Consider the following 25,768-nt stretch of genomic DNA (forward strand, 5'->3'; position numbering starts at 1 on the left):
AGGATGTGAAATTTTATTCAGGCTCTCATAGAAGCGCTGCGAGAGTCAAGCAAAGCGGGTTGAAATGCATCTACGTCCAAGGTGCTTATTGTATGTGCAACCGCCTTGAGCTGGCGGAATGTTGCGCAAATTCTTTGCGACACCTAGCTTGGCCGCAAGGAGGGCGCGACAGCGCTCAGGGAGAAACCAATGGATTTCAAAGATCGTAAAGTGGTCGTTACAGGCGGTGCGGGTGCATTGGGACGCGCCGTGGTTGCACGCCTATCGGAGGCAGGCGCGAGAATCCGCGTGCCGATCCGGGGCAATGCGCCGCCACCGGATTTTCTCGCCTCGGAAAGCGTAAAAGTGATCCCGCGCTGCGACCTGACCAACGAGGCGGATGTTGCCCGCCTCTACGCGGGGATCAATGATTTATGGGCTTCGATTCATATCGCTGGCGGCTTCGCCATGAGCGATCTCGCCGCCACCGACAAGACGGCACTGATGCGCATGCTGGATATGAATTTGGTGAGTTGCCATCTCTGCTGCCGCGCGGCAGCGGCTGCTTTTGACCCCGCTGGAGGACGCATCGTCAATGTCGCCGCACGGCCGGGGCTGGAGCCGCGCAGCGGCGCCGGTATGAGCGCCTATACGATTGCCAAGGCAGGAGTCGCTGCCCTTACAGAAGCCCTGGCGGCCGAACTGGTCGGACGGGGTATCCTGGTCAATGCGGTGGCGCCGTCGATCATTGACACGCCAAGCAACCGTGCCGATATGCCGAAGGCCGATCACAGCGCCTGGCCGAAGCCGGATGAGATAGCCGCCACCATCCTGCACCTCGCATCGCCCGAGAATACGGTAACGCGCGGGGCGGTGATTCCGGTCTATGGGAAAACCTGATCGCTGCCTGCTGGGCTATCGTATCCGGCGAAAGCGGTAGCGGTTCCGGATATGGAAATTGAAATACCGCCCTTTCGACGCGGCATCCATCAGTTCGGCGAAGACCTGAAGCGGCACCTGGAAATAGTCGTAGATCTTTCCTGTGCGGAATACCAGGCGCAGGATGCCGGCCTTCCCCCTGCTAGGCACTGTCTCCTTGAAGCCCGCAGCCCGCAATGTCGTCGATGACACGGGCTGGGTGGAAATCGTCGGTGGGCGCTGAATTCGCGGCATCTTCTTCAGCGCGCAACCCGCTTTCTGGTTTCGAGAAGCGCAATCAGCGCTACCTCTTCCGGCTTCAGTTCTGCCGCCTTCGTCTTGCGGATATGCAACCGGTGCCATCCGCTTTCATAAGCCTCGATGATCCGCGGATGGATGTAACATTTGCGGCAGATCGTCGGCGTGTTGCCAAGGCGTGCGCCAACCTCCTTGATCGTGGCCCGGAGGTTTCGCTGCGCTTCCTTCTTGGTCTGCGGTGCGGGGAAAGCCTGCAGCAATAATGCCGTCAGCAGCGTTCCGCCCCAAGTGCGGAAATCCTTGGCCGTGATCTCCGCATTGGCATTGACCGAAGCGGCTATCTCGCGCAGATAGGCATTCACATCCGAGGATGTAACGCTCTGCTGCTGTCCTGCTTCGTCGAGATACTGGAATAGCTGCTGTCCCGGCAAATCCTGACAGGCTTTGACGATGCGTGTCACGCGCCGGTCGCGCAGACGCAACTGCCATATCCGCCCGCTTTTCCCTGTGAAGCGGAACCGCAGCTCACCATTCTGCTGCGCTTTTACATGACGGTTCTGTAAGGTGGTGATGCCATAGCTGCGATTCTGCTTGGCATAATCGATGTTGCCGATCCGGATGAAAGTGGCCTCCAGAAGATATACCACAGTTGCGAGAACTTTTTCGCGCGGCAAACCGGGTTTGGCCATGTCGGCTTCTATACGTGCCCGCAATCGCGGCAGGCAACGTGCGAAGGACAGCAGCCCGCCATACTTGGTCGCTTCCCGCGCGGCACGAAAATCGGGATGATAGATATATTGCTTTCGTCCGCGGGCATCCCGGCCTGTAGCCTGAATATGGCCCGCCGGTTGCCGGCAGATCCAGACCTCGCACCAGGCTGGAGGAATGACCAGCTTGCGTAAACGCTGAAGCGAGAACGGATCGCGCAGGAAACGGCCCGTCTCATCCAGATAGGCAAATCCTTTTCCAGCCCGGCGGCGGGTGTAGCCTGGCTCGGCATCCGTCACATAGACCAGTCCTGCAGTGACTGCGGCCTGCTGGGTATCGGCTCGCGGCAGATCGGACCCGCCCACCGCATATTGCATCAGGCCTTCCTCATCCCGCATCACGTCAACACCTCGCATTAGCGACCAGTATCAACGCTTTAGCGGAGATCTAGTTCCTTGCTGAGTCAAATGCTCAGACGGCAGCCTCTGCCTGATGACGGATCATGCGGCGCTGCAGTCCCTCGAAAGCCTGATCGACCGCGATAGCCAGCAGGCCGACCAGAATTGCACCTTGCAGCACATAAGCAGGATTGGATCCAGACAAACCTTCGATGATCGGCGAGCCCAACGTCACCGCCCCCACCGTCGATCCGATGGTTGCGGTGCCGATACTGATGACGACCGATGTCCGTATGCCGCTGAGGATCACCGGCGCTGCCAACGGCAATTCGATCTGCAACAGGCGGCCCAGCGGGGAAAAACCGGCACCATCAGCAGCCTCCCGCACGGCGGCAGGCACGCCACGCAATCCCGTCACCGTTGTGGCAACGACCGGCAGCGCACCGTAAGCAATCAGTGCAAGCAATGTCGGCGTGGCGCCATAGCCGGTCAAAGGCACGGCAATAGCCAGAACCGCGACTGGTGGGAATGTCTGCCCCACGGTGACGATGGTATCGACGATGCCGGCAAATTCGCGCCCCATGGGACGCGTCACAAAAGCACCTGCGGCAATGCCCAGAATGACAATGACAAGGCTTGATGCCGCAACCAGGCCGATATGCGACAGCGCCAGTTCGACAAACGGAACGCGGGTATAAACCGGCCGCTCCAAGGCCGGAAACCAATGCCGGAAGAGCGGCTCGCCCGCAGGCATGGCAAGCAGCAACACCATAAATAGCAGCGCCAGCCAGAAGGCTACGCGGTCCGAGGAACCACATCCCAGCATCGTTACGAGCGCACCTCGACCAGATCGGCAAGGTCAAGCATGCCGATGATGCCGGCCTTTCCATCGCTGACTGGCAAGGCGCGACAACCGCGCGCGATCATCAGCGCTAGCGCGTCTTCCAATGGCGCACTGGCAGGAACCGGCTCTCCCATGGGCTGCGATACAGGGCGCCGCAGCCGGTCGCGCACCGTTTCTACCTTCAGCAACCGCAGGCTTGCCCGCGCCCCGCCGATAAAGTCATGCACAAAACCGCTGGCTGGAGCTGCGAGAATATCGCGGGGCGTACCCTGCTGGATCAGGCGGCCATGGCCCAGGATGGCGACGCGCGAGCCCAACTGAAACGCCTCATCGATATCGTGTGTCACAATGACGATGGTCTTTTTCGTTGCGGCATGGATGCGCAGCAATTCGGTGCGCAAATTCTCGCGTGTCAGCGGATCCAGCGCGCCGAAAGGCTCGTCCATCAGCAGAACGTCCGGATCGGCCGCCAAGGCGCGGGCAACGCCGACCCTTTGCTGTTCGCCGCCAGACAACTGATGAGCATAGCGCCCTGCATAGCGGTCTTCGTGCAGGCCGACCAGGTTCAGCAGTTCCGAAACCCGCTCCTGGACACGCTCATCCTCCCAGCCCAGCAGGCGCGGTACGGTGGCGATATTCTGCCCTACGGTCCAATGGGGAAACAGGCCAACCGACTGGATCACGTAGCCAATCCGCCGCCGCAGAGCGACCGGCGGCAAATCGGCGATATCAACACCCTCAATGCGGATGATGCCGGCATCATGCGGGATCAGGCGATTGATCATCCGCAGCAGGGTCGATTTACCGGCCCCGGAAGGTCCAACCAGTGCACAGATTTCGCCGCGTTCGATCCGGAGCGAAACGGCGTCGATAGCCGCGTGCTGTCCATAGAATTTGCTTACGGCATCCAGTTCGATCATCGGTTGGTCCTCCTGTCGACCAGGGCCGTAAGCCCTTTGAGAAGCCCGTCGGCGAAGAGCGCCAGGCCAATCGCGGCCAGAGCGCCGAGCAGCACCAGATCGGTCGCCGTCTGGCCAAGCCCCTGGAAAACGAAGCTGCCGAGCCCGCCGGCGCCGATCAGCGCCGCCACGACCGTCAGGCCGATCATCTGAATCGTCACGATACGCAAACCGGCCAGCAGCACCGGCAAGGCCAGCGGCCATTCGACATCGCGCAAGATCTGAAGACGCGTCATGCCCATGCCATGTGCTGCATCGATCACGGCTGCTGGAACACCGGTGAAGCCGGCATGAATGCTGCGAACGATCGGCAATAGGCCATAGAGCACCAGGGCGATTACTGCGGGCGCGGCTCCGATCCCGCGCAGGCCAAGCTCCCGCAAGAGCGGCATGGCTTCGGACAGACCGGTCAGCGGCTCAATCAGCATGCCGAACAGCGCAATGGAGGGAATGGTCTGCACGATGTTGAGGATCGCGAAGGTCGGCCCAGCAGCGGAAGGCCGCCGCAGGATCAGCATCCCCAATACGCCGCCAATTGCCAGCGTGGGCAGCAGGGCTCCCAGCACCAGCGCGATATGCTTACGAAGCTCTGCCAGGAAGGCATCCTTGCGGCTGACATACTCCCGCGCCAGCGACAGATCGTCCAAGCAGCCCGATGAAGCCAGCAGGCCGATAGCCGCCGCGATTCCCAGCAGGATCGCGAACCGCATGCCGGGCTTGGCATTCAGACGATGCAGCACGTCGGCCAAAGCCAGTCCGGCCACGGCAAGCAGTATCCAGAAAGCGGCGCCCAGCGATATGCGCGCTCCCGGATTGCCGGTCAGGCTCACCGCATTCTTGGCCGCCGATCCCGCCGCAGCGACAAGGGTGACCAATGCCAGAGCAGCCACAACGGCCGCCAGCAGATGCCATTGTCCGGCGGGCCTGACGAATGCCGCCGCCGCCAAAAGCACGAATTCAGCCCCCAGTGCGGCCAGAAGCCAGCCATGGACATAAACCCAAAGCGTCGCCGTCTGACCGGACAGAATGCGATTGGGCGCGACGCTTACAAATCCCAGGAAGAGCGCCGCAAGCAGGGCAATCAGCACCAGAAGGCCCAGCACCGGATTGCCAAGCCATGAAGACCGATGATCGAGGGATGCGATGGCTGGTTTCATCGCTGCGGTCTGATCCCCGCCCTCACTTAATAAAGCCTTTGGCCTTCAGGTAGTCGGCTGCAACAGCCTTGGCATTCTGGCCTTCCACCGCGATCTTGGCGTTCAGTGCCTGCAGGGTCTCCAAGGTCAGACTGGCGAAGATCGGCTCCAGCGCCGTTCTGATCTGCGGATTGCGTTCCAGCACGACTGCGCGCACCACTGGGGCCGGCTCATAAACCGCCTGCACGCCTTTGGTATCCTCAAGAACGACAATGCCTAAAGCTGCCAGGGCGCCATCGGTGCCATAAGCCATGGCCGCATTTACCCCGGAGGTCTGCTCGGCTGCGGCCTTGATCGTCGCGGCGGTATCGCCGCCGGAGAGCACGAGGAGCTGATCGGGCTTCAGGCTGAAGCCATAGGCCTTCTGAAACGCCGGCAGGGCAGCGGCGCTTTCAACGAATTCTGCCGAGCCAGCCAGCTTGACCTTGCCGCCGCCGCTGACCCATTTGCCGAAATCATCAAGGGTTGTGAGATTGTTCTTCTCGGCTACGTCGCGGCGTACCGCGATGGCCCAGGTATTGTTGGCTGGCGCAGGCGGCAGCCAGACCAGCTTGTTTTCCGCATCCAGCTGGCGGGCCTTTTCATAAGCTGTCTTGGCGTTCTTCCACGCCGGATCGGCATCGTTGCTGAAGAAGAAACCGGCATTGCCGGTATATTCAGGATAGATATCGATCTCGCCGGACAGCAGAGCCGTGCGCACGATCTTGGTCGGCCCAAGCTGCACCTTGCTCTCGACCTCCAGGCCGGCATTCTGAAGCGCCAGTACAATCACATTACCCAGTAACGCACCTTCCGTGTCGATCTTCGAGCCGACCATGATCTTGTCGGCGGCCGGGGCGGCAGGTGTGCCCAGCAGGAAAGCGACTGCCATGGCGGCAACCGCGCCAAGAATGCGCGTCTTCATCTCTTAACCCTCCCTTTTTTTGGCCGGGTGAACCCGGCAGCGCAGGTTAAGGTAGGGCGCAACAGGGGCGGAAAAAGGGCCTAAATTTCGATAAGTGACGGTTCCGTCTTTGCTGTGGGCGAGGCGGAATATCCGCCCCGCCCGCCATTAAAGCTTGGGCTTCAAGCCTTAGCCGGCAGCATTGACCTCTATCTGCCGCGCCTGCTGGGCGCCTTCCTTCTTCGGGATCACGATGGTCAGCACGCCATCCTTGCTGCTGGCCGTGATCTTGGCTTCATCGGCATCCGCCGGAAGGCTGAAGGATCGCTCAAACCGGCCGTAAGAGCGTTCGACGCGGATGTAATTCTTATCCTTCTCTTCTTTTTCCGCCTTCTTTTCACCCTTCAGGGTCAGAACGCCATTCGCCACCGAGACCTGGACATCCTTCGCCGGAATGCCCGGCAATTCGGCATCCAGCTGGTACTCCGTCTTGGCCTCCTTGAAATCGATTTTGGGAACGTTCCGATCATGCTTGAGCGGCCAGGCCGGCAGGGAAAGGTCGTCAAAGAAGCCGCCGAACAGACGATCGACTTCCTTGTGCAACGCTTCCAACGGATTGGATGGAATAAGCTCTTGGTTCGCCATCGTCTTTCTCCATGACTAATGGAAAGGACGATGAAACGATACCGCAGCGTTAAAGGCCGGCTTTAATCCAGATCAAAAAAGGCCGTATTTGCGGCGCCTACTGGCGCAGGATAGCCTCTACCACGCGCTGCACTTCGGCCGCCTCGCTCAGTGTGGCCAGATCCTGCTCCGCTCCCGTGGTCAGCGCCGCGACCTTGTTCAGCTGCCGCTGCAGCACCAAGGGCCGCATCTTCTCGTTCGGCAAGGCATCCGGCGCCTCACGCCATTTGCCGTCAACCAGCCGTTCAGCAATAGACCAGTCGCGCAGCCTGATGCTGCCATTCGTGCCAGTGATCTGGAAGATATTGTGGTCCGGCTTCTCGGTCGTTCCGACACCGCCGTTGAGCGAAACGGGCAGTGCCCCTGCCTGCAGACGCGCGGTGATGCTGCGCTCGGACTTGCCGGCCTCCGGATAAGCCACCGTATAGCTTTGCAGTTGCAGCGGACCGAACAGCCGGCGCGCCAGGAATAGGAAATGCGAGCCGACTTCGCGGGTGAAGCCGCCCTGCGCACTGGTATCGAGCCAGCTGGCTGCATCGACCTGCCAGGGGCGCGGCCAATTGACGAAACCAATCTCGATATCGATTTTCTCGACAGCGCCGACCACGCCTTCATCCATCCAGCGCCGCAACTGGTCGACTGCGAAGGACGAAGCAAAGGGAAAATTCACCGCGCCCTTGGCGCCATGCGCAGCCGCTTCCTGCACGAAGGCTTCCGCTTCGGTGACGTCGACAGCCAGCGGCTTTTCACAGAACACCGCCCGGCCCTTCTGGAAGGCTGCGCGCGCATAACCCAGATGGAAGGCCGGCGGCGACGCGATATACAAGCAGTCGCAGGCATCGATCACCGCCTCGGCCGAGCCGAGCTGCGTCACCTGCGGCAGATCGGCCTTCAAACGCTGCATCGCGGCCGCTGCGGGATCCCAAACACCGGCAACAACCAGAACCGCCTGATCATGACTCAGCGCGGCGCGCAGCAGACGCTCGCCCATGATGCCATAGCCGATGATGCCGAGTTTGACCGGAGCGGAGGACATTGCGCGATTCTCGTATAAAGCGAACTTGGAAAGCCGGGCGATTCCGGCGCAGGCGGGTTATAGGCGATTGCCGGTCTGCCCGCAATTCCGCCGCCGGGCGGCGGGTCAGCGCTTCACGTATCGCAATCCGTGCCTTTGGCGCCGGAAGCGCTACTCCAGGCCGAGATACGCCTTGCGAACCTCTGGCCGCTGCAAAAGGTCGCTGGCCGGGCCCTCCATGACCACGCGCCCCTCTTCCAGAACATAAGCCCGCGACGCCAATTCCATGGCCATGGTGACATTCTGCTCGACCAGCAGAATGGAAAGACCGTCCGCGTTAACCCGCCGGATGACGTCGAACATATCCATGACGATCGACGGCGCCAGCCCCAGGGAGGGCTCGTCGAGCAGCAAAAGCTTCGGCCGCGCCATCAAGGCCCGGCCAATGGCAACCATCTGCTGCTGCCCGCCGGATAGCGACCCTGCGGGCATATGCAGTTTCTGGCGCACCGCGGGGAACAGTTCGCAGACCTGCTCAAGTGTTTCCTGGCGACGCGCCCGCGCCTCTGGCAGATAACTGCCGAGCTCCAGATTCTCCAAAACCGTCATGCTGGTGAACAGGCGCCGGCTCTCGGGAACGATGGCAATGCCCGCCTGACAGAAGCGGTGCGGCGGGATGCGCGTCATATCCCGACCGTCGAAAACGATGCTGCCGCCGCCAGCGCGGTGAAGCCCCGCGATGGTATTGATGAGCGTCGTCTTACCCGCCCCATTCGGTCCGACAACGCATACGAGCTCCCCGGACTTGATGGCAATGCTGATATCCCAAAGGGCCGGCGCCGCGCCGTAGCTGGCTTTCAGATTCCGAATCTCAAGCATGGGCCTTCCCGAGATACGCAGCCTTTACATCCTCCTCATTCATGACATCGGCGGCATTACCCTGCGCAATCAGCGCACCATGATTGAGGACAACGATACGATCGGTGAGCGCCATGACTGCTCGCATGACATGCTCGACAAAAACGATGGTCGTTCCGCGATCGCGAATCCGCTGGATCATGGCGATCGCCTCGTTGATCTCGCTGGGCGTCAGGCCGGACAGGACCTCGTCCAGCAGAAGAAGCTTCGGCTGCGCTGCCAGGGCGCGTGCCAGCTCCAGGAACTTGCGCTGATGCAGGTTGAGGTCGTCAGGCAAGGCATGGGCCCGATGCGTAAGCCCGGCAAATTCGATGAACTCGTGGGCATCCTTCATGGCTTCTGCCCGGCTTTTGCCGCGGCCGCCATACATGCCCACTATTGCGACATTCTCCAGCACCGTCATATGACTGAAGGGCCGCGGAATCTGATAGGTCCGCGCGATGCCGGCCTGAGCGAAGACATGCGCGTCCTGCCCCGCCAGATTGCGGCCTTCGAACAGAATCTCGCCCGCCGTCGGCTTGTAATGGCCGCTGACCACGTTGATGAACGTCGATTTCCCCGACCCGTTCGGCCCGATCAGGCCAAGAATTTCGCCGCGCCGTACTTCCAGGGTAACGTCAGACAGGGCCTTCACGCCGCTGAACGATTTCGACAGACCTTTGACCTGCAGAAGCGGCTCGCCCGAGATGACGCGCTTGGGCGAGAGACGGACCACCTCTGCCGGTGCTGCGCTTTCGGCGTGCGTTTTCGCAGCCGGCGCCTGAGCCGCCTCGCGAACGCGGCGGTTGTGACGCCAGCCGGATACCAGGCCAAGAACGCCGGCGGGAATGAACAAGATCACCACGACCAGGATAAGGCCGACCGTGGCGCGTCCGAGCACCGCGGAATCGCCGGAGGTGAAATAGTACAGCAGACAGGTGATCAGCACAGCACCAACCGCCGGGCCGATCCAATGCCGACTGCCGCCCAGAATGCTCATCAACACGACACTGAGCGGAACGGTGATGGAGAAAGTCTCGGATACCGTCACATAGGATACGAAAACGGCATGAATACCGCCGGCCAGCCCAGCCAGACTGCAGGAAATCGCCAGCGCATAGAGCTTGAAGCGATAGGTCGGTACGCCCATCACCTCGGCGACATCCTCATCGTCGTGGATGGCGAATAACCCGATCCCGAACCGGGAGGCATAGATCCAGTAGGAAATAAGCAATGTCGCCGCCGCCGCGATCAGCCCCATCATGTAGATCGAGGAGGCCTGTGACGGCCCGAGCGACGGAATATCGACGCCCATGAGATAAATCCCCTGGCCACCATCGATGGGCGTATTGCCGATGATGGTCGCCAGCACGAAGGTGACGGCCAGAGTGAGCAGTGCAAACAGCTCTCCCCTCACCCGGGATACGCGGAAGACCACCGCGCCTAAGGCTACGCCGAGAGCCGCGGCGATCAGCATCGCCGCCGGCAGGGTCATCAGAAACGGCAGGCCTACGGTGCCGGCCAGGTAGGCCGTTCCGTAGATGCCCGCGCCGAAGAAAGCGCCATGGCCGAAGGAGAAATAACCCGTATATCCCGACAGGATGTTCCAGGAGGTCGCCAGCACGATCCAATGGAACAGGAGGTACAGGAAACTTTCATAAAAAGCCGGCAGCCCCAGCCAGGGCAGGACTGCCAAGGCTATGCCAACGGCGGCGATACTCACCAGGATACGGCCGTTCATGACTACACCTTCTCAGGCCGGAAAAGCAGCATCAGGATGAGCAGCGAAAAGGAAACGATCGGCGCCCAGGACGGCGCAAAGACCGCCATCGCCACCGCCTCGCTCACGCCAATGATGATTCCAGCCACCAGCGGACCCAGCGCGCTGCCCAGGCCACCGAGCATCACCACGGCGAAAACCACACCCACCCAGGCGAAGATCTGGGTCGGCGTCAGGGTGAAGGTCAGCGCAAAACAAATTCCGGCAACCGAAGCCAGCGCGACGCATAGCCCAGACAGAACGAGGGACAGTGCTCGCTGGTTGATGCCAAAGGCCGCTGCGATCGGCCCGTCCTCCGCCATGGCGCGCATGGCCTTGCCGAGATCGGTGAAGCGCATCGCCGCCCAGATGGCAAAAGCAAAGAGAACCGCGAGCAGCAGCGTCAGCAGCTCAGGGACGGGAATGAACAGGTTCCCGATGATGAATTTCTCCTCGGCATAGCTGGATTGCAGCTTGCGGAAATCGGCCGTCCAGATGTGCTGGATCAGGCTTTCGATCATCACCGTGAAGCCGAAAGTCACCAGAAGCGAGTTGAATGGCGAGATATGGAACCGAGAGAGCAGCCATTGCTGCGCCACGCCGACCAGGAAGAAGGCCGGCGGGAGAATGAGCAACGCCAGCAGCGGATCCATGCCCCAGACCGACGACAGATGGTAAGTGATGTAGGCAGACAGGAAGACGAAGCCGAAATGGGCCAGATTGATTTGCCGCAGCAGGCCCCAGGACAATCCCAAGCCCAAACCGATGAGGCTGTACATCCCGCCGATGAACATCCCTGACAGAATGGATTGCGACAACAGATTCAGGCTTGGGAGCGTCATTCAAACAACCTTCACATCTTCAGCGAAGCACCGGGAGCCGCGTATTCCTTAGGCCACACGGTCACCCAGTTGCCATCCTGCACCTGCTTGATGCGCATCAGATCGTCGCCGAAATTGTTGCCGCGATCGAAACGCACCACGCCCTGGATGGTCGGCACCTGGCTCTTCTTAAGCCAGTCGGCCAGCTTCTTGTCGTCCAGGCTCTTGGTCGCCGTAACGGCAGCCTCAAGCAGCTGCCAGGCGGTGAAGGATGCCGCTGCCTGCACTTCCACCTTGGTATAGGGGAAGCCTGCGGCCTGCGCCCGCTTGTTGAATTCAGCGACGAATTTTGCGGCCACCGGATTGTCGGTATAGGGCGGATGCTCCTCGAAGATCGTCACCGACAGCGCATTCCTTCCTTCCGGAGCGGCGGTCATCGGGCCGGGCGCCGGATAGAGATGAAAATGCAGCGGCGGCACGTAGTCAATCTTCTTCATCGCCTCGAGCAGCATATTGCCCTCAAGGCCGATATTGCCGACCCAAACCAGATCGGGATTGGCATCCTTGATGCGGGCGGCGATCGGACCGAAGTCACGATTGCCGAACTCCCACTCCAGGAACAGGATTTCATTCACGCCGCGCTTCTTGGCGACTTCACGCGCGCCCTGGGCCATGAAATGCACCGAGGGGAACTTGGACGTGACGATGGCCACCGTCTTCGGCGGCTTTGGCGCAGCCGCCAGTGCATCGAACAGCGTGTTGTTGACGGTCACTTCCGGCTTCGGCCCCACCGACCATGCCGGAAAATGCATCTCGTACTTGGCCAGCGACGGAATGCCGAAGGTGTGGTGGATCAGCATCTTGTTGTAGCGCTGCGCCACACCCATGGCCGACAGGATTGCGCCCGTCGCATACGGCCCCATCAGCAGATCGACCTTGTCCGAGGTCACCAGCTGCTCATAAAGCGTACGGGCGACTTCGGGCTTGGACTGATCGTCCTTTACCAGCCACTCGACCTTGCGGCCCAGCAGGCCGCCGCGCGCGTTGAGATCCTCGATGTAGATATCGCCAACCAGCTTGTGGACCAGCGCGGTGGCAGACAGCGGTCCGGTCAGGGCCAGCGTGCTGCCGATCTTGATCGGCCCGGTGTCCTGCGCCTGCACTGGCCCTGCCGTCATCAGGCAAAGACCGACCGCGGCCGTCGCCAAAGCGGCGGCCCGTTTCAATATGTTCATTGTTTCCTCCCTAGCGTTGTCTTACGACCTGTTCACTCGTTCTTCACGGTGTTACGCAGGATTCCGACCTTATCGACCTCCACCTCGATCACGTCTCCCTCTTTCATGAAAATGGGCGGCTTGCGCGCAAACCCGACGCCGGCAGGCGTGCCGGAAATGATCACGTCACCGGGGCGCAAGGCGAAGACTTCCGAGCAAGTGCTGACCAAGGTCGCCACGTCGAAGATCATGTCCTTCGTATTGGCGTCCTGCAGAACCTGGCCGTTCAGCCGTGCCTGAAGGCGCAGGCCGACGGCGCCCGGCGGCAGTTCATCGGCCGTCACCAGTTCAGGCCCGAATGAGCCCGAGGCGTCGAAGTTCTTGCCGATCATCCACTGATGCGACTTGAACTGGTAATCGCGGATCGAGCCGTCGTTGAACAGCGAATAGCCGGCGACGTAATCCAGTGCCTGCTCCTTCGGGATATAACGGCCGGTCTTACCGATGATCACTGCCAACTCGGCTTCGTAGTCGAACTGCTCGGACACGCGTGGCCTGATCAGCGGCTGGTTGTGCGCCACCCAGGACGACGGGAAGCGATGGAACAGCACCGGATATTTCGGTGCATCCTTGTACGGGCTTTCGGCCGCGTGATCGATGTAGTTCAGGCCGACCGCGATGGCCTTGGACGGGTTCAGCACCGGCGGCAGCAGCGTCACTTCGGCCAGAGGGGTCGTCGCCGTTGCCTTGTCCGCGACATCCTGCGCCTTGCGCAGGCCATCGGGACCGAGCGCAAGCAAGGCATCCACACTGTCGGGCAAGCCGGCCGCGGTCAGATCAACAACTGCATCGCCCTTACGCGCACCAAGCGTGGGTTTTCCGGCTTTCAGGTAGTTCAACAGTCGCATCAGTTCGGTCCCTTATTGAATGGCCGGCTCAGCCGGCTTTGTGGTCTTCGACTTCGTGATTGATGACGAAATCATCCGGCGCGATCGGTCCCCAGAGGTAGAAAGAATCTTCAGGCGGATGGTCCTGAGCGGGCCAGTCGCCATCAAGGCCGATGAAATCGATGTCATAGGAGTATTCGGTGAAGCTGCCCCACGGATCGCGCTGGTAATAGAAGTAGTTCGATCCCAGCACATGGCGGCCGACGCCCCAGCCATATTTGTAGCCCTTGGCCAGCATCTGCTCCATGCCAAGGCCCACCTCGTCGACGCCGCGGACAACCCAGCTGGTGTGATGCAGGCCGGGACCGTTCGACTTCGCAAAGGCGATCAGATGATGGTCGCTGGAATGCGCGCCATGCATGAAAGCGATGCCGTCGCCAGAATGGTCCGACAGGCGCATGCCCATGGCTTCCTGATAGAACTTCATCGAACGCGGCACGTCGGAGCAGAACAGCAGTATGTGCGTCAGCCGCACCGGCCTGACCTGCTTCACGCTCCGCCGGTTGGGACCAACGGTGATGCCCTTCTCATTGGTCATGAACATCGGGCCGAAGGTCTCGCCCTTCTCATTGGGCGACGACTTCTCCGCCACAACGATCTGCAGCGGGATACCGTCGGGATCACGCACCCAGAAACCCTGTTCGTCGACCAGCGGATGCGGATCGATGAACGGAACGCCGATCTTCTCCAGGTGACGGCGCAGCGGGTCGTAATCCTCCGCGTAGACACCCAGCGCGAGGTATTCGAGCTTCTTCGGCTTGCCGCTTTCGAAGATTGAGCCCCAGCGGTGCGGGTGTCCGAAGGTGTAGAGGTCAAGTCGATTGCCCACTTGGCGAACGTCCAGGCCGAAATCGGTAAAGTAGGTTTTCGCCACTTCCAGATCGGGCACGCTGAATACGAAACGATCCAGGGAGTGAATGGCCGTCACACCCGACCGCTTTGGATCAGTCATCGTTGTTCCCTCCCAATTTGCCTTGTCAGGCCGGTCTCTTCTCTGTATTTTGAGCTTAATCATAGATCATAAGCCTGACAATATATTTTTATGAACAAAATAGTCCACGGCCTAGCTGAAACCGGTCAGGGGGCACCCGGCCAGGATTCCTTCGCGACGAAAGCACACCGGGCCTATGCCCAAATCCGGGCAGATATATTGTCCTGCCGCTTCCTGCCGGGAACCAAACTCAACATTGCGGCGCTGGCGAATGACCTGGATGTCAGCCTCGGCGCCGTCCGCGAAGCCTTGTCGATGCTGCAGTCGGAGGCGCTCGTCGTCTCCGAACCCCAGCGCGGCTATACCGTCAGCCCCGTCTCACCTAAGGAATTGAACGACATCACCGAGGCGCGGATTGCCATCGAGGGCCTGTGTCTGCGCGCCTCGATCGAGCGAGGCGATCTGGCCTGGGAATCCCAGGTGGTCGCCACCTGGCATCGTCTCTCCCGCCTCAGCCAGACCGAGGAAGGCCGCGAAGAGCATCTGAGCAGCACTTGGGCGCAAGCCCATGCCGATTTCCATGCCGCGCTGGTGGCCGCTTGCGGCAATGACTGGCTGCTGCGGATGCGGGCCATACTTTATGAGCAGAGCGAGCGTTATCGCCGCATGTCGGTTTCCGTGCCGCAGCCGACCGGTATCCGCAACGTTCCGGCCGAGCACAAGGCGATTTTCGACGCCGTGATGGAGCGCCAGGCCGACCGTGCGGTGGCCGAGCTTGAAAAGCATCTGCGCAAGACCGCTGACATCGTCAAAGCGTCAGTGACGCTGTAATTCCTGTTAACAGTAGCAGTAACGGTAGATATCGATGAAGCCGGTCAGTCAGGACGCCCTCGCCCAACTCTTTCTCTCTGCCCGCACTCAGAATGGCTGGTTAGACAAGCCCGTATCAGACCAGACGCTGCGCGAGATCTACGAGATCGCCAAGATGGGTCCTACTTCGATGAACACCCAGCCGATGCGCGTCCTGTTCCTGCGTAGCCCGGAGGCGAAGCAGCGGCTCGCGCCAGCGCTATCGCCCGGCAATCTTGACAAGACCATGTTGGCGCCGGTGACGGCGATCATTGCCCGCGACACCAAGTTTTATGAATACATGCCCGAGATCTGGCACAATCCCGCCGCTTGCGACAATTTCGCGGCCAATCCAACACTGGCGCAGACGACGGCGCAGCGAAATGCTACCCTGCAGGGCGCCTATCTGATGCTGGCTGCGCGCGCCCTGGGACTCGATTGCGGGCCGATGAGCGGTTTCAACGCTGCCAAGGTCGATGCCGAATTCTTCCCCGACGGGCGCTATCAGACCGATTTCCTCTGCAATATCGGCTACGGCGATCCGTCGAAAATAATGCAGCGGCAACCGCGCCATCCTTTCGAGCGGGCCTGCCAGCTTCTCTAATTATTCAGCTGCGCTTTTATCGATGAATCTAGGGAACAGGACATTGTTCTCCAGCTGGATGTGAGCGACCAGATCGTCGATCAGCTTGCGCAAACCGGTGTATAACCTCCGCCAGTCGTCACAGGCATCTGCCGGCGGCTGGCAATCGGAGGTCAGTGCCCTCAGTTCGCGCAGCATCGTGCTATGATCCTCGTGATCGGTCATCATCATGTCGATGGCGTTGCCGATCAGCGGGCCCTGGCCTTCCATGATCAGGGCAAAAACGATGTGCTCTTCCTTGCACATATGCATTTCCAGCTCCAGCAGCATCGTCTGGAGTATTCGTGAGAGATTGGCCGGCATCTGCGGATGCCCGCGATGGCGGCTCTCCACTTTGTCGGACAGACCGATCAGGATCGGCAGCTCGCGGCGATGAGCTTCGTGGTACCGCCCTATGATGTGGCCGATCAGATCGCGTGTCTTTGGCCTGTCTGCCAAGATCATCGCCAGACCAGCCTCAAAATTAACCCCACTTTCCATGGCCGATGCCTCGCATGCCGATACCTCAAGCAACAGTTCCCGTGTCCGGCCGTAGCTGTGAGCAGAACTGATACTCATTCGGCATGCCTTGCTCTTTGCGCCAACTCAAAAAGTTGCGCAACCAGCCACCCGATTTGACCTTCGTCATCTAATAGCAGATCTCAGACAGAGATCGTTACCTGGCGCCCTTCAACAGTGGTCAGATAGACCTGACCGCCACCCAGCACCGTCATCACCTTGCGGATATCTTCTGGACTCAACGAGCTGAAGGCGGTGGATAGCGCATCGGCGCCTGTCGCGGTCGGCATCAAGACAGAGACGCTGCGATATAATTGCGGCGAGCGTCCGCTATGGGGATCGAAGATATGATGAAACCGCCCTGTTGGATCGAAGCTAAACCCATAGCCGCCTGATGTGGCCAGCGCCATGTCGATCAGCGGAACGATCTGTCCCTTGCCCTGCGGTTTCAGGGGATCTGCGATCATCGCCTGCCAGGGCCGACCATCGGGATGCTGTCCCAGGGCCCGGCTTTCGCCCATATCCACCAAAGTATGCGCAATGCCGTGTTCGCGCAGACGCTCAATCGCGCGATCGGTGATAAAGCCCTGCGCAATACCATTCAGGCTGATCGCCATACCTGGGCGCCGGAAAGCAATACGGTCGCGGCTGACCAGCACATGCTCCAGACCAACAGCCTCCAGCCTGGCGGCGATGACATCCGCCTCCGGGCCTTGTGCCGCTGCGCCAGGCTTAGAAAAATGCTGGCTGTAAAGCTGCCATAGTGGCTGGATTGTAGGGTCGAAAGCGCCGTCCGTCACAGACGCATAGTGCTTTGATGTCTGCAGCAACTCGACGAGTTCGGCCGGCGGCGCGATGAGGCTGCCGCGCTTGTTCAACTGACTGAGCGCTGAATCCTCACGATAGAGACTGAAAACAGCTTCAAGCCGCCGCAGCTCCTGCACAACGCTTTGCAGCGCCTGCTCGGTCACACGCTCATCGTCGTGATGGATGCGAATGCTGACTTTCGCGCCTAGGGCGATTCCATCCCAGGCGGCCAGCCGAGCTGCTGCGCGAAGCGGCGCAGAGAACGGCAGCAGGGCCAGTCCAGCCGCTGCAGCAGAAATGCCGAGAACACGACGACGCGAAGTCGCGGCTGACAATAACAACTTAGTGGACATGATGCTCCTGCCTTTCGGCCAGGCGCTGCGGCGGCGCATCGAGCACTGAATGGCCATCCGTCTGACCGCTACCTAGAATGTAGTCGCTCGGTACTTCGGAGAAGCTGACGATCCGCCCGCCATACTGGGCCGCGAAACGCTCTGCTGCGGCGCGGTCGCCAAACGGCACGGCTTCAGCGGCGCCCATGCCGCTGCGCATGTCGCTGCCGATTACGAAAGACGCCTGGCGCGCCTCGATCCAATTCGCAATGCCGGGATTCTCCCAGCTCTCGGCCCGCGCCATGTCGGAGACGTAGATCGCGGCGATATTCTTCGCCTCCTCCGGCAGCATGGTGAAGGCGAAAGCATCGCGTGCCGAGGAAAACCAGATAGGCTCGGGCCAGCCGGTCAGGAGGATCTGCGCCTTCGGACCGGGATGCTCCAGCACGTTCATGCCGCAGTAATTGCCAATGGCGTCGGCCGTCAGGACATGCGGTGGCGGCGGGGCCGACGAAGAGGCCTCGTCCTTGCAGCCGGCCAGCAAGCCAGCGGCCAGGATCAGGGCCGCCCAGGCGAAGCGTTTCATAACTCCCTCCGCGAAAAGATGAGGACAGCCCCGGCCAATGGCACGAGCGTCCAGGCGGCCAGCATACCGAGCAGTGCCGGCGCCGGCATCGTCTGCACCTCGGCGATGCCCGCCATGCCGGACAGAGCGCTGACCCCGGCAGAGCCGGCAAGATTGAACATCCGGTAGACATCAGTGGGATTCAGCAGCAGCAGCAGGTTCAGCATGCCAGCCGATAGCGTGCGCCCCTGATCGACCACCAACGCACCAAGGATCGCCATGTCATACAGCAGCACCAGCAGCAGCCATATGCCGATGGCGATACCGCCCGCCGTGCCGCGATCCTGCACCTTTGCGCTGATCAGATAGCCGATGGCGACGAAAACGGCGCCAAGCAGGATCGACGAGCCGATCAGCCGGGCGAATGCGAACAAGCTGTCGGCCTCAATGGGCGTGCCGGTTGCTGCCAGGGCCACCGCCGTCGCTCCGTATCCCAGAATGGTGGCAAAGGCGAGGATGGCAACATGGCCGCAGAATTTCCCCAGCAGAACCTGCCAGCGCGCCACCGGATAGCTGAGCAGCAGCAGCATGGTGCCGCGATCAACCTCGCCGACGATTGCGTCATAAGAAATCAAAAGCGCGATCAGAGGCAGCAGGAAAATCGACAGGCTGGACAGGCTGACAATCACCACATCCAGGGCCCGCACCCCGACATTTCCGGTCGGCGCGCTGCCCAGAAAGCTCAAGGTCAGCGACAGCGCGAGCAGCAGCAGCGTGGTGGCGAGCACCCAGCGGTTCCGCAATCCTTCCTGGATTTCCTTGATCGCAACGATCCAGAGGCTTTTCATCGGGCGTCCTCCTGGCTGCGCAGGAAATGGGCGTAAAGTTCATCCAGCGTCGGCGGTACCACTTCGATATCGTCCAGCGCGGGGCCGCCCTGCATCACCTGGCGCAGGAACTCCATCTTCCGCTCCGGCGAGGCGTCGAATTCCACGACATGGCCGTTGATCGGGCGCCAGGCCCCGTCGTGATCGAGCCAGTCCGGCATCCGCGCCGGGCGGCCTTCGGTCAGGCGCAGCCGGATGCGCGTCGGCAGCCGGGCGATGCGGCGCAGCGCATCAAGCGACCCATTGGCCACCATGAGGCCGCGGTTCATGATGATGACGCGGTCGGTACGCTCTTCCAGCTCGGTCAGCGCATGCGAAGACAGGATGACGGTTGCGCCGCGGTCGCGCAGCTCCTGCACGATCTCGTAGAAGCTCTGACGCAGCGCCGGATCCAGGCCGGTGGTCGGCTCATCCAGCAGCAGTAACGCCGGCTCACCGATCAATGCCTGGGCCAGACCAAGGCGCTGGCGCATGCCTTTCGAATAGGTGCCCACGCGCCGGCTGGCCGCAGCCGCAAGACCGACCCGGTCCAATAGCTGCAGCGCCCGTTCCGGGGAGTCTCCTTTCAGACGCGCATAAAATGACAGCAATTCGCGGCCGGTCAGTCCGGCATTGAAGGAAACATTCTCCGGCAGATAGCCCAGGCGCCGCCGCGCCGCGAATTCGCCGGCAGCAGGATTTTCGCCCAGAATCTGGATGCTGCCCCGGCTGGGATGAATGAGACCCAGCATCAGCTTCATCAGCGTGGTCTTGCCGGCGCCGTTATGCCCGACCAGCGCGACCGTCTCGCCCGGCGGCAACGCGAACGACACGCCGCGCACCGCCTCAAGCTGGCCATAGCGCTTGCTGACATTGTCGACTTGAACGGTATGCTTCATTGTTTCGTCCGATCTGCCCCGATAGCCGGCGGCGTCATCAGCGGCGCGCTGTCGATCACACCACCCGGTACCAGAGCGGGAAACTGGGATTGCGCCCAGCGGATCACCTGCACGGCTGGACTGTTGACGAGCAGCTTCGCCTGCGGCGCTGTCCACAGCACCTTGTCGACCAGATCGTTCGGCCGATAGGCCGTATCGCTGATCCCGTCGCCATTCAGGTCGAAAGCCGGGTTGTCGCTCCAGTAATTGCCGCGCCCGCCTTTCGACCAGTCGAGATGACGGGTGCCGACATATTTCACCTGGTTACGATTGCGGATGAAGGCATTGCCGGTCATCTCATTGCCTTCCGAACCAGCCGTGAAATGGATGCCGATCTCGCATCCCTCGAAGCGATTGTTATGGAACCGGTTCTGGTTGGCGTTATAGATGAACACGCATTTCTCCGGCCCGATGCGGGTGGCCGAGACCGGCCGCGCATCATCCTCGCTGGCAGGCACGCCATGGCCGACGCTGCGATTGCCGGCCCCAATCCAGCGCTCGGCCGGCTGCGGCTTTCCGTAAACAGCATTGCCCGTAATACGTGAACCATTGGCATAATTGAACAGGAAGCCGTGATCGCGGTCGCCGTCGGAGACATTGTCCTTCACGACCAGGCGGTTCGAATACATGATGGCAAAGCCGACCGAATTGCCGGTCGAGACATTGCCGCTGATCTCGCTGTCGTTGGTATACATGTAGTGGACGGCAAAGCGCAGGTCGCTGAAGCGGTTGCCGCTGAACAGATTGTTTCTGCTGCTGATGGTGTAGATGCCATCCCGGCCAAAGCTGATGTCGTTATCCACGACCTTTGCCCCCGGCGCGTTCCACAGCGATACGCCGTTGCCGGCTTCGTTGATCCGGCCTTGCGTGATGCCACGGATGACGTTGCCGCGCACCAGCGCCTTCTCGGCTCCGTGCACGTAAACGCCGTAGAGATTGCCTTCAAGGCGGTTATTTTCCACCACCGCACCGGTGGCGGTCTTTTCCAGGAAAATACCAGCATGCATCGCATCGAGATCCATGCCGGAGCCGCGGACCGATAATCCCCGTACGACAGCACCGGCGGCGGTGACGGTGATGGCATTACCCTGCCCGTCACCCTCGATCACGGCGCCCTCCGTGCCTTCCAGCGTCACCTGCCGACTGATTCGCAGATTGCCGCGATAGATGCCTGGTGCCAGCGAAAGCACATCGCCCTCGACAGACCGCTCCAGCGCCGCCTGCAGGTCGGCGCCGGGCTGGATCACAACCCGTTCCGCCTGCGCGGGCGGCACGAGACCGGCGGCGAGCAATGCCGCCGGTCCCATCCAGAACGCGATCTTTCGAGCGCGCATGATGCCTCAGGTGCTCTTCGGCTCAACCAGCATCCGGCCTGACATCTCCATATGCATGGCATGGCAGAACCAGCTGCAATAGTACCAGTACACACCGGCACGATCCGCAGTGAAGGTCACCGAGGCCGTGGCCTGCGGTCCAACCTCCATGTTGATGCCGTAGTTGACGATGCAGAATCCATGGGTGAGGTCTTCCACGTCGTCGACATTGGTGACGTAAACGGTCACTTCATCGCCCTGCTTGACCCGGAAATCGTCCAGGCCGTAGGCCGGCGCTGCCGATGTCATGTAGACGCGGACCTTGTTGCCGTCCCGCACGACCTTGGAGTCGGTTTCAAGATCGACGCCATCGGCCTTCGCCTGCTTCACCGCATCGGCAAACATCGGATCGTCACGCCGCCAGCGATGGGCGATCTTCCCCTCCAGCACCGACCGATGGACGATGGTGGCATCGTGCGGCTCGGCAAAGCTCGGGCCGTCATGCACGATGACCATCTTGTCGCCCGAAATGTCGATCAGCTGATCATTCTCCGGCTTCAGCGGACCAACATTCAGATAACGGTCCTTGGAGAACTTGTTCAACGAGATCAGCCACTTGCCATCGGCATCCTTGGTCTGGCCCATGGAGGTGTGATTGTGGCCTGGCTGGTAATGGACATCCAGCTTCTGGATCACCGGATTGACCTTCTCGCCCTTATAAGCGCGCTTGGCCAGCTCGATATTCCATTTGCAGATCTGGCTATCCAGGAACAGGGTCGTGTAGGCGTTCCCCTTGCCATCATAGGCGGTGTGGAGAGGCCCAAGGCCCAGTTCCGGCTCGGCCACGACGGTGTCGCGCGGCTTGATCTTGTCGTCGAACAGGTCGTCGAACTTGCGCACGTCGAACACTGTCACGGTCGGCGACAGCTTGCCGTTCGCCACCACATGGATGCCGTCAGGCGCGGTGTTGATGCCATGCGGGCTGTTCGGCACCGGCACGTAGCGGGTGTATTTCGAGCCTGCGCGGCCATCGATCACGGGCACGCCACCCATCATCTTGTAGTCGCCGTTCTTCACGGCTTCTTCGATCCGCTTCAGATTGAAGATGACAACCCAGTCCTGCTCCTTGGCCGTCATCTCCGGCAGCGTGACGCCTTCCTCGGAATTGTAGCAGGTGGCAAAGGCATATTTGCCCTGATAGTCGGCATCCACGTTGTCTAGGTTGCCGCTGACCATCACCTGCCAGGCAACCTTCATGGTGTCGCCATCGATGGCGGAGAAGATCGAATGATACTGCGTCGTATCGTCGAGGATCTTGCCGTCATTCGGCAGCGGCACGCGCTCCTCGCCATTGGCGAAAACATAGCCGGTGCGCGGATACTTCTGCACGCGCAGGCCATGCACGGTATGCTGGTTTGGCAGCTCGATGATCTTGTCGCACTTCATCACATCGCAACGGATGCGGGCCACGCGGGTATTGGCCTTGTCGTTGACAAAGATGTAGCGGCCGTCATAGGTGCCATTGGTGAACGACATATGCGGATGGTGCAGGTCGCCGTTCAGATAGGTCGGACCGCGATTCTTCAGGAACTCCCTGGTTTCCGGCGTAAGCCCCTCGGTCAGCACCTTGATGCTTTCATTGGTCAGGCCCCAACCGGTGGCGCTATCGCGGTTGAACACCGGAACGCGCATCAGCTCGCGCATGGACGGCAGGCCGACGATGCGCAGTTCGCCCGTCTGACCGCTGGAGAAGAAGACGTAATATTCGTCCAGCTCTCCCGGCTTGACTTCGTGCTTTACGGCGGCCGGACGGGCAGCCGGGCGCGTCTGTGCTTCAGCCGAGCTGATCACGCCGTTGCGGTTCATGACGAGTCCGCCCGTCAGGCCGGTTGCGCCGGCCGCAGCCACCGCTGCCGTCGTGCCGAGCACATGCCGGCGACTCATCCCCTTTTTCTGATTTTCTTCTTCCATACCCATTTTACGCTCCTTCGCTTTGGGGGTCGGATGATGATGCGGCGGGCACTGCCTTCTGCCGCGCGTGATGCGGCACGAATGCCGCCTTGGCGCCCTTGCCGCCCGCCTTCATCGAAGGCGAAGCGACCGCGTCATACCGTTCGCGCTTCAACCGCACCTGGATCATGTGCGGGCAGCGGTGATCGTCGTGATAAAGCTCCTGGCAATGCATGCAGTAGATGCATTCATTGACGTTGATATGGCCTTCCGGATGGATCGACTGCACCGGGCATTCCTTGGCGCAGCGCTGGCAGGGCGAGCCGCATTCGGGCCAGCGCTTCAGCCATTCGAACATGCGGATACGGCCGGGAATGGCCAAAGCCGCGCCGAGCGGGCAGAGATAGCGGCAGAAGAACCGCTCAATGAACAAGCCAACCGATAGCAGCGTCAGCGCATAGATGACGAAAGGCCAGTCGCGGCTGAACTTGAGAATGATCGAAGTCTTGAACGGCTCGACCTCAGCAAAAACCTCGGCCAGCGCCACGGAATAGAAGGACAGGCCGAACAGGACGAGGAAGATGATGTATTTGATCGGCCACAGCCGCTCGTGCAGAGCCCAAGGCACCTTGATCTGCGGCACTTTCAGCCATTGCGCCAGATTGTTCAGCAATTCCTGCAGCGCGCCGAACGGGCACAGCCAGCCGCAGAAGGGCCCGCGCCCCCAGAACAGCAGGGCGGCGGCAACGGCGGCCCAGAGGATGAAAATCAACGGTGCCGCCAAGAAGAACTCCCAGCTAAAGCCGGTGATCAGCGCATTGGTGAAGGTCAGGACATTCACCACCGAAAGCTGGGCATTGGCGTACCAGCCAAGCCAGACCAGCGTGAACAGCAGGAATCCCCGGCGCACCCAGACATAGATCCGCGGCCGCCGCACCAAGGTGTCCTGGAAGAAGAAGATCGCCGTCAACACCAGCAGGGCAACGACGGTGATGCCGATCTGTACGGTGCTGGAGAGCCAGATCCGCTGCCATAGCGGCTGGCTGAGCGACCCGTCGGAACCATCCTCGGCCGCGGCAGCCGCAGGGCTCTGCTGCGGGGACCCAGATGGCGCGGCCTGAGCCTGCGCCTGAAGCTGGGAACTGGCATCCACCGGCCGCAGGTATTTCTCCGGCAGGCTGTAATCCAGGTCGTAAGTAATGAATGCCTTGTCGCGCGCCCCCACATTGCGCTGGACCAGAAGCTGGATTTGCCAGGGCTGCGTCAGGTCGAGGCGGAAGTCCTCCGGCATGACGAACAAGGCGATCTCGCGCAGGTCCGGCGCACCGTCGGCTTGCAGGGCGCCCAGGCGCATATGATTGCGGTCGCGAAAGCGCGTGCTGCTGCCATCCTGCAGCAGTTCGATGCGGTCGAAGATGCCGCCGCGCACATAGCCAGACCCCTTGAAGGAATAAGCCCCGTCTCCTGCAACGACGATGGCTTCCTGACCGGGCTGGAGACGGTCGCGCAGCCGCGCATAGCCTTCATCGCCCAGTAGGCTGCGGCCGATGGTCGGCACGGAAACCGGCGCCACGAACATCTCGATGAAGCTGTCGTCCGGTTGATCGGTTTCCGCATTCCGTGCAGCTTCGGCATTGCCCGCCCGGGTGAAGGCTTCGTTCACATCGCCGACGCTTAAGCTGAGGCGGCGTACCGATCCGTCACCAACCAGATCGTCCCAGCTGCGGACTTCGCTGTTATCGGTATCGACCTGCCGTGCCTGCACTGGCGCTGCTGCAGGCGAAGCAGAAGCAGCCGCCCCGCTCAGCCGTCCACTGCGGATCAGCCTGACAGCGGAGCGCACCACGCTGTCGCCCATCACCAGGACAGTAACGGTCGCGCCGCTGACGATATCGACCTGCGGCGGCCGTTCGGTGCCACTGGCCACTGCGCCCATATTGCGGCCAACCAGGCTGTTCATCGCGGCGACCACCTTGGCCTCCGGGATGCCGATCAGAACGATGGGCTCCTTATGATCGACGAGTCGAATTCCGGTGATGCTGCCATTCGGATCGATACCGACCAGCATGTGAATCGGCTTGCCCGAATAGCCCGTCGCATTGGTGAAATCGGCATTGAGATAGACATATCCCTGCAATTCACTGCCACGATATGCTGGCGCAATCGGTGGATCGCCCTGTGGGTTACCGAGACGATCGGCGCCGGGAACAATTTCTGCGGCTTGAATGCCGGGCAAAAATTCTGCGAGCCGCGATGCTGCCATTACTGGCGCGGCACTCAGCGCTAGAAGAAGGACCGAAACCAGAAGCCATGCGAGGGAATACGAACGTCCTGGTCGCATAACCTTTCTCTCCAACGGTGAAGCGGAGAATTCGACTGTTTTCGATACTGGAAACGACCAAAATAGACGCATGACCCTTTGGCGGTCGCATTGGGGCTGAGCGCGACCTAAGGCAGGGTATAAGAACCAAAACGCTGGCCATTATTGTGCTATGTCAAATATTGGTTCGGCAGCCGAGAAATAACAGACAAAACTTGACGAAAGTCAAAATTTGACCGGACAGGCAGAAGAGATGACATTCTGACGTATGAACTT

The 25,768-nt window shown here is 60.9% G+C and carries 25 protein-coding genes; 3 read left to right on the top strand and 22 right to left on the bottom strand.

Features of this window, described 5'->3' with window-relative positions; genetic code table 11:
* Window positions 1-189 precede the first annotated feature (189 nt).
* On the top strand, window positions 190-879 hold the full coding sequence (locus Q0603_RS15600; RefSeq protein ID WP_298727299.1) for an SDR family NAD(P)-dependent oxidoreductase: 690 nt from the start codon (window positions 190-192) through the stop codon (window positions 877-879).
* A 15-nt stretch (window positions 880-894) separates the two neighbouring features.
* On the opposite strand, the gene Q0603_RS15605 is transcribed toward Q0603_RS15600, so the two are convergent.
* The 14 genes from Q0603_RS15605 to Q0603_RS15670 form a co-directional block, all read right to left on the bottom strand.
* Window positions 895-1,068: a KTSC domain-containing protein gene (locus Q0603_RS15605; protein ID WP_298727301.1), complete on the bottom strand. Its 174-nt coding sequence runs from the start codon at window positions 1,066-1,068 to the stop codon at window positions 895-897.
* Between the two features lie 89 nt (window positions 1,069-1,157).
* The gene (locus Q0603_RS15610; protein WP_298727303.1) at window positions 1,158-2,240 is read right to left on the bottom strand and encodes a DNA topoisomerase IB; all 1,083 of its coding nucleotides are present in this window, start codon (window positions 2,238-2,240) and stop codon (window positions 1,158-1,160) included.
* Window positions 2,241-2,334: 94 nt separating this feature from the next.
* Window positions 2,335-3,033 carry an ABC transporter permease gene (locus Q0603_RS15615; protein WP_298727305.1) on the bottom strand — a complete coding sequence of 233 codons (699 nt, stop codon included), beginning with the start codon at window positions 3,031-3,033 and terminating at the stop codon, window positions 2,335-2,337.
* 56 nt (window positions 3,034-3,089) lie between these two features.
* Entirely contained in the window at window positions 3,090-4,025 is a 936-nt protein-coding gene (locus tag Q0603_RS15620; protein ID WP_298727307.1) for an ABC transporter ATP-binding protein, read from the bottom strand.
* Entirely contained in the window at window positions 4,022-5,221 is a 1,200-nt protein-coding gene (locus tag Q0603_RS15625; protein ID WP_298727309.1) for an ABC transporter permease, read from the bottom strand. Before Q0603_RS15625 ends, Q0603_RS15620 begins: the two co-directional genes overlap by 4 nt.
* A gap of 22 nt (window positions 5,222-5,243) precedes the next feature.
* Window positions 5,244-6,164, bottom strand: a complete 921-nt coding sequence (locus Q0603_RS15630; RefSeq protein ID WP_298727311.1) for an ABC transporter substrate-binding protein — start codon at window positions 6,162-6,164, stop codon at window positions 5,244-5,246.
* Window positions 6,165-6,332: 168 nt separating this feature from the next.
* The gene (locus Q0603_RS15635; protein ID WP_298727313.1) at window positions 6,333-6,788 is read right to left on the bottom strand and encodes an Hsp20/alpha crystallin family protein; all 456 of its coding nucleotides are present in this window, start codon (window positions 6,786-6,788) and stop codon (window positions 6,333-6,335) included.
* A gap of 97 nt (window positions 6,789-6,885) precedes the next feature.
* Window positions 6,886-7,863 (bottom strand): Gfo/Idh/MocA family oxidoreductase, encoded by a 978-nt coding sequence (locus tag Q0603_RS15640; RefSeq protein WP_298727315.1) that lies wholly within the window; start codon window positions 7,861-7,863, stop codon window positions 6,886-6,888.
* Between the two features lie 150 nt (window positions 7,864-8,013).
* Window positions 8,014-8,721, bottom strand: a complete 708-nt coding sequence (locus Q0603_RS15645; protein WP_298727317.1) for an ABC transporter ATP-binding protein — start codon at window positions 8,719-8,721, stop codon at window positions 8,014-8,016.
* Window positions 8,714-10,480: a branched-chain amino acid ABC transporter ATP-binding protein/permease gene (locus Q0603_RS15650; protein WP_298727319.1), complete on the bottom strand. Its 1,767-nt coding sequence runs from the start codon at window positions 10,478-10,480 to the stop codon at window positions 8,714-8,716. Before Q0603_RS15650 ends, Q0603_RS15645 begins: the two co-directional genes overlap by 8 nt.
* 2 nt (window positions 10,481-10,482) lie before the next feature.
* Entirely contained in the window at window positions 10,483-11,340 is an 858-nt protein-coding gene (locus tag Q0603_RS15655; RefSeq protein ID WP_298727321.1) for a branched-chain amino acid ABC transporter permease, read from the bottom strand.
* 11 nt (window positions 11,341-11,351) lie between these two features.
* Window positions 11,352-12,554: an amino acid ABC transporter substrate-binding protein gene (locus tag Q0603_RS15660; RefSeq protein ID WP_298727323.1), complete on the bottom strand. Its 1,203-nt coding sequence runs from the start codon at window positions 12,552-12,554 to the stop codon at window positions 11,352-11,354.
* 32 nt (window positions 12,555-12,586) lie between these two features.
* Window positions 12,587-13,441: a fumarylacetoacetate hydrolase family protein gene (locus Q0603_RS15665; RefSeq protein ID WP_298727325.1), complete on the bottom strand. Its 855-nt coding sequence runs from the start codon at window positions 13,439-13,441 to the stop codon at window positions 12,587-12,589.
* Window positions 13,442-13,469: 28 nt separating this feature from the next.
* Window positions 13,470-14,432, bottom strand: coding sequence for a VOC family protein (locus Q0603_RS15670; RefSeq protein ID WP_298727327.1), 963 nt, complete (start codon window positions 14,430-14,432; stop codon window positions 13,470-13,472).
* Between the two features lie 90 nt (window positions 14,433-14,522).
* Here Q0603_RS15670 and Q0603_RS15675 point away from each other — a divergent pair, with 90 nt between their 5' ends.
* Window positions 14,523-15,242, top strand: coding sequence for an FCD domain-containing protein (locus Q0603_RS15675; RefSeq protein ID WP_298727329.1), 720 nt, complete (start codon window positions 14,523-14,525; stop codon window positions 15,240-15,242).
* 34 nt (window positions 15,243-15,276) lie between these two features.
* On the top strand, window positions 15,277-15,864 hold the full coding sequence (locus tag Q0603_RS15680; RefSeq protein WP_298727331.1) for a malonic semialdehyde reductase: 588 nt from the start codon (window positions 15,277-15,279) through the stop codon (window positions 15,862-15,864).
* On the opposite strand, the gene Q0603_RS15685 is transcribed toward Q0603_RS15680, so the two are convergent.
* From Q0603_RS15685 to Q0603_RS15720, 8 genes are all read right to left on the bottom strand, one after another.
* Window positions 15,865-16,383, bottom strand: a complete 519-nt coding sequence (locus Q0603_RS15685) for a hemerythrin domain-containing protein (RefSeq protein ID WP_298727334.1) — start codon at window positions 16,381-16,383, stop codon at window positions 15,865-15,867.
* Window positions 16,384-16,544: 161 nt separating this feature from the next.
* Window positions 16,545-17,600, bottom strand: coding sequence for an FAD:protein FMN transferase (locus Q0603_RS15690; RefSeq protein WP_298727336.1), 1,056 nt, complete (start codon window positions 17,598-17,600; stop codon window positions 16,545-16,547).
* Window positions 17,551-18,126, bottom strand: coding sequence for a nitrous oxide reductase accessory protein NosL (locus Q0603_RS15695; RefSeq protein WP_298727339.1), 576 nt, complete (start codon window positions 18,124-18,126; stop codon window positions 17,551-17,553). The genes Q0603_RS15690 and Q0603_RS15695 overlap by 50 nt, the downstream gene beginning before the upstream one ends.
* Window positions 18,123-18,953, bottom strand: a complete 831-nt coding sequence (locus Q0603_RS15700) for an ABC transporter permease subunit (protein WP_298727342.1) — start codon at window positions 18,951-18,953, stop codon at window positions 18,123-18,125. The genes Q0603_RS15695 and Q0603_RS15700 overlap by 4 nt, the downstream gene beginning before the upstream one ends.
* A complete protein-coding gene (locus Q0603_RS15705) occupies window positions 18,950-19,870 on the bottom strand; it encodes an ABC transporter ATP-binding protein (protein WP_298727345.1) in 921 nt (306 codons plus the stop codon). The genes Q0603_RS15700 and Q0603_RS15705 overlap by 4 nt, the downstream gene beginning before the upstream one ends.
* On the bottom strand, window positions 19,867-21,243 hold the full coding sequence (locus Q0603_RS15710; protein WP_298727347.1) for a nitrous oxide reductase family maturation protein NosD: 1,377 nt from the start codon (window positions 21,241-21,243) through the stop codon (window positions 19,867-19,869). Before Q0603_RS15710 ends, Q0603_RS15705 begins: the two co-directional genes overlap by 4 nt.
* A gap of 6 nt (window positions 21,244-21,249) precedes the next feature.
* The gene (gene nosZ / locus Q0603_RS15715; protein WP_298727349.1) at window positions 21,250-23,166 is read right to left on the bottom strand and encodes a TAT-dependent nitrous-oxide reductase; all 1,917 of its coding nucleotides are present in this window, start codon (window positions 23,164-23,166) and stop codon (window positions 21,250-21,252) included.
* Window positions 23,167-23,200: 34 nt separating this feature from the next.
* Window positions 23,201-25,309 carry a NosR/NirI family protein gene (locus tag Q0603_RS15720; RefSeq protein ID WP_298727353.1) on the bottom strand — a complete coding sequence of 703 codons (2,109 nt, stop codon included), beginning with the start codon at window positions 25,307-25,309 and terminating at the stop codon, window positions 23,201-23,203.
* Between the last annotated feature and the right edge of the window lie 459 nt (window positions 25,310-25,768).

This window comes from uncultured Ferrovibrio sp. (assembly GCF_937960835.1).
Lineage (GTDB): Bacteria > Pseudomonadota > Alphaproteobacteria > Ferrovibrionales > Ferrovibrionaceae > Ferrovibrio.

Bases quoted from the DNA above. Each gene is read 5' to 3' on its own strand.
- Q0603_RS15660 (WP_298727323.1), bottom strand. From the start codon at position 12,554: ATGAACATATTGAAACGGGCCGCCGCTTTGGCGACGGCCGCGGTCGGT.
- Q0603_RS15600 (WP_298727299.1), top strand. From the start codon at position 190: ATGGATTTCAAAGATCGTAAAGTGGTCGTTACAGGCGGTGCGGGTGCA.
- Q0603_RS15640 (WP_298727315.1), bottom strand. From the start codon at position 7,863: ATGTCCTCCGCTCCGGTCAAACTCGGCATCATCGGCTATGGCATCATG.
- Q0603_RS15625 (WP_298727309.1), bottom strand. From the start codon at position 5,221: ATGAAACCAGCCATCGCATCCCTCGATCATCGGTCTTCATGGCTTGGC.
- Q0603_RS15655 (WP_298727321.1), bottom strand. From the start codon at position 11,340: ATGACGCTCCCAAGCCTGAATCTGTTGTCGCAATCCATTCTGTCAGGG.
- Q0603_RS15645 (WP_298727317.1), bottom strand. From the start codon at position 8,721: ATGCTTGAGATTCGGAATCTGAAAGCCAGCTACGGCGCGGCGCCGGCC.
- Q0603_RS15665 (WP_298727325.1), bottom strand. From the start codon at position 13,441: ATGCGACTGTTGAACTACCTGAAAGCCGGAAAACCCACGCTTGGTGCG.
- Q0603_RS15620 (WP_298727307.1), bottom strand. From the start codon at position 4,025: ATGATCGAACTGGATGCCGTAAGCAAATTCTATGGACAGCACGCGGCT.
- Q0603_RS15630 (WP_298727311.1), bottom strand. From the start codon at position 6,164: ATGAAGACGCGCATTCTTGGCGCGGTTGCCGCCATGGCAGTCGCTTTC.
- Q0603_RS15635 (WP_298727313.1), bottom strand. From the start codon at position 6,788: ATGGCGAACCAAGAGCTTATTCCATCCAATCCGTTGGAAGCGTTGCAC.
- nosZ (WP_298727349.1), bottom strand. From the start codon at position 23,166: ATGAGTCGCCGGCATGTGCTCGGCACGACGGCAGCGGTGGCTGCGGCC.
- Q0603_RS15680 (WP_298727331.1), top strand. From the start codon at position 15,277: ATGAAGCCGGTCAGTCAGGACGCCCTCGCCCAACTCTTTCTCTCTGCC.
- Q0603_RS15670 (WP_298727327.1), bottom strand. From the start codon at position 14,432: ATGACTGATCCAAAGCGGTCGGGTGTGACGGCCATTCACTCCCTGGAT.
- Q0603_RS15705 (WP_298727345.1), bottom strand. From the start codon at position 19,870: ATGAAGCATACCGTTCAAGTCGACAATGTCAGCAAGCGCTATGGCCAG.
- Q0603_RS15710 (WP_298727347.1), bottom strand. From the start codon at position 21,243: ATGCGCGCTCGAAAGATCGCGTTCTGGATGGGACCGGCGGCATTGCTC.
- Q0603_RS15675 (WP_298727329.1), top strand. From the start codon at position 14,523: ATGAACAAAATAGTCCACGGCCTAGCTGAAACCGGTCAGGGGGCACCC.
- Q0603_RS15685 (WP_298727334.1), bottom strand. From the start codon at position 16,383: ATGGAAAGTGGGGTTAATTTTGAGGCTGGTCTGGCGATGATCTTGGCA.
- Q0603_RS15695 (WP_298727339.1), bottom strand. From the start codon at position 18,126: ATGAAACGCTTCGCCTGGGCGGCCCTGATCCTGGCCGCTGGCTTGCTG.
- Q0603_RS15615 (WP_298727305.1), bottom strand. From the start codon at position 3,033: ATGGTGTTGCTGCTTGCCATGCCTGCGGGCGAGCCGCTCTTCCGGCAT.
- Q0603_RS15690 (WP_298727336.1), bottom strand. From the start codon at position 17,600: ATGCGCCGCCGCAGCGCCTGGCCGAAAGGCAGGAGCATCATGTCCACT.
- Q0603_RS15650 (WP_298727319.1), bottom strand. From the start codon at position 10,480: ATGAACGGCCGTATCCTGGTGAGTATCGCCGCCGTTGGCATAGCCTTG.
- Q0603_RS15700 (WP_298727342.1), bottom strand. From the start codon at position 18,953: ATGAAAAGCCTCTGGATCGTTGCGATCAAGGAAATCCAGGAAGGATTG.
- Q0603_RS15610 (WP_298727303.1), bottom strand. From the start codon at position 2,240: ATGCAATATGCGGTGGGCGGGTCCGATCTGCCGCGAGCCGATACCCAG.